This is a genomic window from Nostocoides sp., from assembly GCF_035343835.1.
In the GTDB taxonomy this organism is placed as follows: domain Bacteria; phylum Actinomycetota; class Actinomycetes; order Actinomycetales; family Dermatophilaceae; genus Nostocoides_A; species Nostocoides_A vanveenii.
The window spans coordinates 1-9,061 of sequence record NZ_DAOQZV010000130.1 but is presented as its reverse complement, the minus strand read 5'-3'; the positions used below and the strand labels follow the sequence as shown (position 1 = coordinate 9,061).

Annotated in this window: 6 protein-coding genes; 4 read left to right on the top strand and 2 right to left on the bottom strand. The window is 70.4% G+C overall.

The features are described from left to right. Window positions 1-165: 165 nt before the first annotated feature. The 3 genes from mce (at window position 166) to PKH97_RS10265 (ending at window position 3,497) form a co-directional block, all read left to right on the top strand. Window positions 166-612, top strand: a complete 447-nt coding sequence (mce, locus tag PKH97_RS10275; protein WP_324387314.1) for a methylmalonyl-CoA epimerase — start codon at window positions 166-168, stop codon at window positions 610-612. A 133-nt stretch (window positions 613-745) separates the two neighbouring features. Continuing rightward, a complete protein-coding gene (ccrA, locus tag PKH97_RS10270) occupies window positions 746-2,086 on the top strand; it encodes a crotonyl-CoA carboxylase/reductase (RefSeq protein ID WP_324387315.1) in 1,341 nt (446 codons plus the stop codon). A gap of 82 nt (window positions 2,087-2,168) precedes the next feature. Continuing rightward, the gene (locus PKH97_RS10265; protein WP_324387313.1) at window positions 2,169-3,497 is read left to right on the top strand and encodes an AI-2E family transporter; all 1,329 of its coding nucleotides are present in this window, start codon (window positions 2,169-2,171) and stop codon (window positions 3,495-3,497) included. A 154-nt stretch (window positions 3,498-3,651) separates the two neighbouring features. On the opposite strand, the gene PKH97_RS10260 is transcribed toward PKH97_RS10265, so the two are convergent. Beyond that, window positions 3,652-6,108, bottom strand: a complete 2,457-nt coding sequence (locus tag PKH97_RS10260) for an FAD-dependent oxidoreductase (protein WP_324387312.1) — start codon at window positions 6,106-6,108, stop codon at window positions 3,652-3,654. A 122-nt stretch (window positions 6,109-6,230) separates the two neighbouring features. On the opposite strand from PKH97_RS10260, the gene PKH97_RS10255 reads away from it, so the two are divergent. Continuing rightward, on the top strand, window positions 6,231-7,307 hold the full coding sequence (locus PKH97_RS10255) for a phosphotransferase (protein WP_324387311.1): 1,077 nt from the start codon (window positions 6,231-6,233) through the stop codon (window positions 7,305-7,307). Between the two features lie 69 nt (window positions 7,308-7,376). Here the strand turns inward: PKH97_RS10255 and PKH97_RS10250 are convergent. Next, on the bottom strand, window positions 7,377-9,061 hold a 1,685-nt coding region (locus PKH97_RS10250), incomplete at its 5' end, for a 3'-5' exonuclease (protein ID WP_324387310.1).

Here is a 9,061-nt window from a genome sequence, read left to right as displayed (position 1 = left end):
GACGAGGAATGTCAAGCGCGCTTGACGTCAAGGATGCTTGACACACGCGCGCCTTGTCAAGCGACCTTGACATCACCTCGTCGTGATCACCGATTCAGGGGAGGTGGGCGAGAGCACATGGTGAGCGGCGCAACCGCGGGAGAGCACCGGCATACGCTGATCGGCATGACGGACGCCAGCGCTGACCTGTTCACCCAGATCGACCACGTCGGCGTGGCCGTCCCCGACCTCGACGCGGCGATCGCGTTCTACTCGCAGACATACGGCATGCGGATGCTGCACGAGGAGACCAACGAGGAGCAAGGCGTGCGCGAGGCGATGATGGCGGTCGGGGAATCCGGCTCCTGCATCCAGTTGCTGGCGCCCCTGACCCCCGCGTCGACGATCGCGAAGTTCCTCGACCGCTCCGGCCCGGGCATCCAGCAGATGGCCTACCGGGTCACCGATATCGACGCCGTCAGCGCCACCTTGCGTGAGCGTGGCCTGCGCCTGCTCTACGACACCCCCAAGCGCGGCACGAGCAACAGCCGGGTCAACTTCATCCACCCCAAGGACGCCGGCGGCATCCTCGTCGAACTCGTCGAGCCGGCGGGTGAGCAGGCTCACGCGTGACGCCAATCTCATTCGGCGATCGCTGATCGGGGCGGGAAATAGGTTCTAGTGAGGTCGCCGAATTCAGGCGATCTCCGTTGTCCCCGAACGCCATCCCGCACAGCCACCCGCAAGGAGCCACGACGCCGTGAGCATGCAGACGATCCTCGACGCCATCACCTCGGGAGACCGGACCGCCGAGACGTATGCCGCGATCCCCGTCCCCGAGAGCTACCGCGGCACGACCGTCCACAAGGACGAAATCGGCATATTCGAGGGGCTGCCCTCCCGTGACAAGGACCCGCGCACGTCGCTGCATCTCGACGAGATCCCGGTCCCCGACCTCGCTCCCGGGGAGGCCCTCGTCGCGGTGATGGCGAGCGCGATCAACTACAACACCGTCTGGACCTCGATCTTCGAGCCGGTGCCGACCTTCGGCTTCCTCGAGCGCTATGGCCGCCTCTCGCCCTATGCCAAGCGCCATGACCTGCCCTATCACGTGGTGGGCTCGGACCTCGCGGGCGTCGTGCTGCGCACCGGTCCGGGGGTGCACCTGTGGAAGCCCGGCCAGGAGGTCGTGGCCCACTGCCTGTCCGTGGAGTTGGAGAACGCGGACGGCCACAACGACACGATGATGGACCCGGAGCAGCGGATCTGGGGCTTCGAGACCAACTTCGGCGGCCTCGCCGAACTGGCGATCGTCAAGGCCAACCAGCTGATGCCCAAGCCTGCCCATCTCAGCTGGGAGGAGGCGGCCTCGCCCGGGTTGGTCAACTCCACGGCCTACCGTCAGTTGATCTCCAAGAACGGCGCCGCGATGAAGCTCGGCGACCGCGTGCTCATCTGGGGCGCCTCCGGCGGCCTCGGATCCTATGCCACCCAGATGGCGCTCGCCGGTGGCGCGACGCCGATCTGCGTCGTCTCCTCCCCCGACAAGGCCGCAATCTGCCGGGCCATGGGCGCGGAGTTGATCATCGACCGGCGCGCCGAGGGCTACCAGTTCTGGAACGAGGACAACACCAAACAGAACCCCAAGGAATGGCAGCGCCTCGGCAAGAAGATCCGCGAACTCACCGGCGGGTACGACGTAGACATCGTCTTCGAGCACCCCGGCCGCGAGACCTTCGGCGCCTCGGTCTACGTCGCCCGCAAGGGCGGCACCATCGTCACCTGTGCGTCCACCTCGGGCTATATGCACGAGTATGACAACCGGTATCTGTGGATGAACCTCAAGCGGATCATCTCCAGCCACTTCGCCAACTACCGCGAGGCGTGGGAGGCCAACGAGTTGATCAACCGCGGGCTGATCCACCCGACGCTGTCCAAGACCTATGCCCTCGACGAGGTGGGCCAGGCCGCACTGGATGTCCACCACAACCTGCACCAGGGCAAGGTCGGTGTGCTCACGCTGGCGCCCGAGGCCGGCATGGGCGTCACCGACCCCGAGAAGCGGGCCCGTTTCGAGAGCGAGATCAACCGCTTCCGCGGCGAGTAGCCCACGCTGAGCGGCGAACTTCGCGGGGTGTCTTAGATTTGGGCGGTCAGGGCAGGCCGAGCGATGCGGAAGTGAGGGGCGTATGCCCAGAATGCGTCTCGGCCGGTATGCCGAGTTCCAGCGCCGCCAGCGGGCCGCCCTGCGTGCGAGCCAGCATCCGCATCAACGCGTGCCCGCCGATGAGAGGGCGGCTGCTGCCGCGCCGGAGGCCGAGGCTGCCGAGGCGACGCCCGCTGCGGGATCGGACCGGGATCCGGGCGGGACGAACGTGGGGGGCGAGCCCACGGCATACGGCCCGGGCGCGGAAGCGCACGGTGAACATGCTCGGAGCGGCGCCACCACGGCCAGCCCGTATGGCGTGGCCGGCCGCCCGCTCAATCGCTACTCCCCGCTCTACATCGGCTTCGTCGGTGCGGTCGGTGTCATCCTCGCCATCGGCCTGGCGCGGATGCTGGCGAAACTGTCGACGACGATCACGATCCTCGTCGTGGCGTTTTTCCTCGCGCTCGCGCTGGACCCCATCGTCGGGTGGCTGTTGAAGAGGGGCGTGCGTCGCAGCCTGGCCGTCAGCGCCGTCTTTGCCGGTGTGGTTCTCGTCTTTGCCCTGCTCGGGTTGCTCGTGGTGCCGACCGTCATCCCCCAGGGCGCGGCGCTCTTGGAGAACGCCCCGGAGTATGTCGATCGGGCGCTCAACTCCTCGCTGGTCAAGCGGCTGGATCAGGATTATGGCATCGTCGACCGACTGCAGAGCGAGATCAACTCGCGGTTGACCGACGCGGGTTTCGTCAGCCAGATCTTCGGCGGCGTCCTGGGCGCCGGCCGGGCGTTGGCCAATGGCGTCTTCCAGTCCTTCACGGTGCTGATCTTGACCCTCTATTTCCTCGCGTCACTACCGACCGTCAAGGGCGCTGTCTATGCCATGGTCCCGGCGTCGCGGCGCCCGCGGGTCATCTCCCTCGCCGAGGAGATCATGCGCCGGACGGGGTCGTACGCCATCGGGCAGGTCGCCGTCGCGACGATCAATGCGCTTGCGTCCTATGTGATGATGCGCCTGGTCGGGATTCAGTATGCCGCTGTGCTCGCGGTGATGGTGGGCTTCCTCGGGCTCATCCCGATGGTCGGTGCGACCATCGGCGCGGTGCTGGTCTGCGGTGTGGCCTTCTTCTCCGAGCCCCGGGCGGCCCTGATCGCGGCCACCTATTACCTGATCTATCAGCAACTCGAGAACTATGTCGTCGCGCCGCGGATCATGGCGCGGACAGTGGCCGTGCCGGGAGCCGTCACCGTTGTCGCCGCACTAGCTGGCGGGACCCTGCTCGGCGTCCTTGGCGCGCTGCTCGCCATCCCCGTAGCGGCCGGGCTCTTGCTGCTCTACGAAGAAGTACTTTTGCCCCGCCAGCGGCACGCGTGACGCCGACGGCCAGAGTCCGCGCGGAGACGTCAAGGGCGGCGGGTCCGCGTCCCCACGAACCCGCCGCCGCGCGAAGGTGCCCCCCAGCGACCCTCGTCATAAGCCAAGACGCCACAGCGCACGAAAAGGTTGCCCGGGGTGGATGTGACCTGGATCACATTCGGACGCGGGCACTGCCCGGGTCGTAGAGCGGTCGAAGCGAAACCCGCGCCGGCACCAGATCGCCGGCGATCTCGACGCTCCACTCCCCCTCATCCAGCCAGCCAGTCGTGACGGCCTCGGGCGCCTCGACCATGGCCAGCCCGACCGCACCACCGAGGGTCCAACCGTAGGACGCCGCCCGGATGTAGCCGACGAACTCCCCGTCCCGATAGAGCGGCTCGGCGTGGAAGAGCAGCCGCTCCGGGTCGCGCAGCAGGACCTGGACCAGGCGGCGCCGGGCGGGGGCGGCCTTGGCCGCCAGAGCCGCCGCCCGGCCGCGGAAGTCAGCCTTGTCGAGCGCGACCGCGAAGCCGAGGCCCGCCTCGTAGACATCGTCGGTGTTGTCGATGTCGTGCCCGTAGTCGCGGTAGGCCTTCTCCATGCGCAGGCTGGCCAGCGCCTTCAGGCCATACGGCTGGAGCCCGTAGGCCGTTCCCGCACCGAGGATTTCGCGCCACACGCGCGCGGCATCGCCCGCGGGGAGGTAGATCTCGTAGCCGAGCTCGCCGGCATACGTGATCCGGGCCAGGAGCACGGCGCGGCCGGCGAGGGTGACCTGACGGACGGCGCGGAAGGGGAAGGCGTCGGTGCTCAGGTCGGCGTCGGTGAGCGCTGCGAGCACCTCCCGCGAGCGCGGCCCCTGGATAGCAAACTGCGCCAGCGCCGTCGTGACATCGTCGATGGTGACCTCGAGGCCGACGGCCGCCCGCTGCAACATGCCCTCGACGTGCCCGTATGCCGTGTCGCTCGCGACGACGACGAAGTGCCGCGCGCCGAGCTTGGTCACGGTCAGGTCGGCCTGCAGTCGAGCATCGTCGTCCAGCCACTGGGTGTAGGTGATCACGCCCGGGTCGCCGTCGACATCGCCGGCGCTGAGGTGCCTGAGCAGGCGGCCCGCGTCGGCGCCGGTGATGCGCCACTTGGCCATGAAGGACATATCGATCAGGCCTGCGCGCTCGCGGACGGCTTCGTGCTCGGCGCGCCAGTGGGCGAACCACGGTTGCGGGCCCCACCCGGGCTCGGCCTGCGGGGTGTTGCCGGGCCCGGCGAACCAGTCCGCGCCCTCCCAGCCACTGACATCGCGCAGGTAGCCGCCCGCGGCCAGAAGTTCGTCGTACACCGGGGAGCGGTGGACACCACGCCCGGTCTTCAGTTGCACACCGGGGGTGTGGGCGGCATACACGGTGCCGAGGATCTCGGCGGTGCGCGCGGCGCGGTAGGCCGGGTCGAGTTGGAAGCCGCGGAAGCGGTCGAGGTTGATGGCCGTCACGTCGGCGTCCGGCCGGCCGGTGAGGATCCAGTCGGCCATGATCCGGCCGAGGCCGCCGGCGGAGAGGATGCCGATGGAGTTCAGTCCCGCACAGACGAAGTAGCCGGGCAGGCTCGGGGCCTCGCCGACCGCGGGCAGCAGGTCCGGGGTGAAGGATTCCGGGCCGCAGAAGAATTTGCGGATCCCGGCTTCGAGGGTGACCGGCACGCGGGACATCGCGCGTTCCAGGAAGGGCGTCATCCGGTCCCAGTCCGGCGGGATCTCGCCGAAGGAGAAGTCGCGCGGGATGCTGTCGACGCGCCACGCGGCGGCGCGCGGCTCGAAGAGGCCGACCATCATCCCGCCGCCCTCCTCGCGGTAATAGCCGTAGGCCGCGGGGTCCTCGAAAACCGGTGCGTCCGGGCTCATCCCCGCCAGCGGCTCGGTGATGAGGTAGTAGTGCTCGGCGGCCTGGTTGGGCACGACGATGCCATTGGCCTGGGCGAATTCGCGGGCCCACATGCCGGCGCAGTTGACGACGATCTCGGCCTCGACGTCGCCCGCGTCGGTGGCGACGCCGGTCACCCGGGACAGACGGCCCTCGGGCGTGGTCAGGACGCCGGTGGCCCGGACACCCTCGACGATCGTCGCGCCGTGCTGCCGGGCGCCGCGGGCCAGCGACATCGTCAGGTCGACCGGGTTGACCCGGCCGTCGCTGGGGACATAGAACCCGGCGAGCAGGTCGTCGGTGCGCGCCAGGGGGAAGAGGTCGGCCATCTCCTTGGGCGTGATCTCGTGGATCTCCAGCCCCATCCGGCGCTGGAAGGAAGCGACCCGGCGGTATTCGTGGAGGCGGTCCGCGTCGGCGGCGGCCTCGATCAGGCCGACCGGTTTGAAACCGGTCGCCACGCCCGTCTCGGCCTCCAGCCGCGCATACAGGTCGCGGCTATAGAGGCGAATGCTCGTGCTGGTCTCGCTCGTGCTGCCGAAGCAGGTCATCAGGCCGGCGGCGTGCCAGGTGGTGCCGCTGGTGATCCGGTCGCGCTCGAGGAGGAGGACGTCGCGCTCTCCGGCGAGGGCTAGGTGATACGCGACCGAGGCGCCGATGACGCCGCCACCGACGATGACGATGCGAGCTCGTGTCGGGAGTGCCTGAGTCACCCGCCAAATCTAGGACACCCCCAACACGGCCTCGTTCGGCGTGGCATCGGGCCCGGCAGCGGGTGCAGCTGGCCGGGCGGCCGGCTACGCGCGGGGGGAGGGATCGGCATACGGTGATCCCCGTGACGCGCACTCCCGCCCAACTCGCCGCCCTGGCCAGCGCCGCGGTGCCCGGCCTCAACCCGGTTGCCGCCGGGCCCTTCCCCGTCGACCAGGGGGCCGCCATCGACGCGGCACTGGTCGAGGACACCGAGGGGCGCTCCTGGATCGTGCGGGCCTCGGCCTCGGCGGCCGCCGCGGTCGAACTCAATGCCGGGGCTGCTGTGGCCCGGATCGTCGCCAAGCGACTGCCCGTGTCTGTTCCCGTGCCGCGAGGGTCGATCGGCACCGCCGACGGCGGGCGGGCGCTGGTGCACACGGCGATCCCGGGACGCGGCCTGAAGTTGGCGGCGATCGAGCCCGATTTCGCCATCGCGACGGCCCTGGGCCAACTGATCGCCACCATCCACGACCAGGATCCGGCGCTGTTCGAGGACGCGGGTCTGGAGAGCTACACCCCGGATGAGTACCGGCAGCGTCGATTGACCGACCTGGACCGGGCCGCGTCGACCGGCCGGGTGCCGGCGAATCTGCTGACGCGCTGGGAGGCCGCGCTGGAGAATGTCGCGCTCTGGCAGTTCGCGTCCGCCACCCTGCACGGGGGACTGGAGGGCCGGCACGTCCTGGTCACTCTCGACGACGAGGGCGAGGCCACGATCCGGGGTGTCGTCGGTTGGCGCCGGGCCAAGGTCGCTGACCCCGCCGACGACTTCGCCGCGATCGTGCGCGAGGTCGCGCCACCGGCCGTGGTCGCGATCGCCCGCGCGTATGCCCGCGCCCGCGCCACCCGGCCCGACCGCCACCTGCTCACGCGCGCCACGCTGGTCGCCGAGCTCGGCTATGTCACCGACCTCTTCGATGCGCTCGCCGCCGGCTATCCGCAGGTGGTGGAGGACGCGACCGATCGGCTGCGCCAGCTCGCCGATGCGGTCCACGACACGGAGCTGATGCCCTCCGGACCGCCGGCCGGAGCGCCCGCCGCGGCGCCGTCTGACGCGTCGCCCGACGCCACGACGGCCGAGGTGCCGGTCAGCCCAGCCCAGGAGGGTGAGCCGCCGGCCGAAAGTCCCCCTGACATCTCACCGAGTCCGCGACCCTGAACCCCACGTGAGGGAAAGCCCCGAGCCGGCAGCGGACTTCCGGCGTTCCGCCGCCGCCCGCACCGACCCTCACTCCAGCGTCGCAATCAGGGCTTCGAGGTCGGCGCCGGAGCGTAGCGCCGGATAGACCGTCTCACCGGTTGCGGCGTAGTAGAACGCCGCATCGACCTGCGTGGCCTCGTCCAACCCTCGCAGCCGGGCGTAGGCCGCGCGGTAGGTCGCCAACTGGATCGCCTGGGCGTGGGCCTCGGCGCCGACCGGGGGGCGGCCGGTCTTCCAGTCGATGATCGTCACCCCGCCGCCTGGCCGGGCGAAGACCGCGTCGATGCGGCCGCGCACGGCGAGCGATCCGACCACGGCCTCGACGGCGACCTCCACCTCGATCGGCACCTGAGCGGCCCAGGGGCCGGCGAGGAAGTGGCCGATCAACTCGTCCAGGTCGTACTCGTCGGGCGCGTCGTCGTCGGCGCTGCCCGGCAGATCGTCCGGGTCGAGCAAGGCGGCGCGCCGGTAGTGACGCTCCACCCACAAGTGGAAGGTCGAGCCGCGGCGTAGCGCCGGAGCCGGCGGCTGGGGCATCGGTCGCCGGACCGACACGGCGAAGGCGTCGGGATCGGCGGCGAACCGGACCAGCTCGGTCGTCGTCAGATGCCCGTCGAGGGCATCGAGGATGCGCCAGTCGCGCGGCGGGGCCGTCCCCTGCCAGGCCCGATCGGGCGTGCGGCGCCGCTCGCGCTCGGCGAGCAGGAGTTCGACCTGTTCGGAGACGACGGGTGCCGCCGGCCCGTCGCCGCGCTCGGCGGCCTGCACAAGATCAGCGGCAGCGATCAGGCCGGCGGGGGTCGGTGGCCGGCTGGGCCAGGAACCACGCATCGGCTCGGCGAGGCGAGGATTGGCCGCGCCGGGCTCGGGGTCCGGGACCCACGTGCCGATCTCCAGCAGGTCGGGGCGTTGCTCGAGCAGTTCGGTCAGGAAGCGGGACGGCACCCGCGGCGAGGCCTGCGTGCCCCAGACCGCACACGTCAGCAGCATTCGGTGCCGGGCCCGAGTCAACGCGACATAGGCCAGGCGTCGTTCCTCATCCAACAGATGCCGGCCGGCAGCGGCCCGGAACTCCTCGCGCCGGGTGTCAAGATCCTTGGCGCCGGTGGCAGAGCGCCAGTCGAAGCCGGGCAGGTCGTCCCGGTCGCCGCGCAGGTCATAGGGCAGGCCGTCCAGCCCCACCGTCCAGGCCCCGTCGTTGGGCTCCGACGCGCGCCACTGTTGTGTGGCCTCGTCGTAGACCGACTGAACGGACTTGTGCACGGGGAAGCCGGCCTCCACCAGACCGGGGACGGCCACGGCATCCCACTCCAGGCCCTTGGCGGCATGGACGGTCAGCACGTGCACGGCTCCCGGGGCGATGTCGATGGTGCCGAGATCGAGGCCCCGCTCCTCCAGGAGTGCCGCATCGAGCCAGGCGAGGAAGCCGCCGAGCGTCGGCCGGTCGCTGCTCGCGGCGAAGGACGCGGCGACATCGGCGAAAGCATCCAGGTGGGCGCGTCCAGCCGCTGGGCTGAACTCGGGTCGGGCCAGCACCTCGATGTCGAGGCCCAGGATGCGCTCGGCAGCACCGACGAGGTCGGCGAGCCCGACGGCGGTCACCGACCGAAGCTCGGCGAGCCGCGCGGCGAGCGCGACCAACCGCCGGCTCCCGGTGTCGCTGACACCCGCGGCCTCGCGTTCACCGGTCGTCGCGCGGCCGAAGTCGACGA

What these genes read in the sequence shown, in the direction of transcription:
- mce (WP_324387314.1), top strand. Translation starts at nt 166, where the DNA reads ATGACGGACGCCAGCGCTGACCTGTTCACCCAGATCGACCACGTCGGC.
- ccrA (WP_324387315.1), top strand. Translation starts at nt 746, where the DNA reads ATGCAGACGATCCTCGACGCCATCACCTCGGGAGACCGGACCGCCGAG.
- PKH97_RS10265 (WP_324387313.1), top strand. Translation starts at nt 2,169, where the DNA reads ATGCCCAGAATGCGTCTCGGCCGGTATGCCGAGTTCCAGCGCCGCCAG.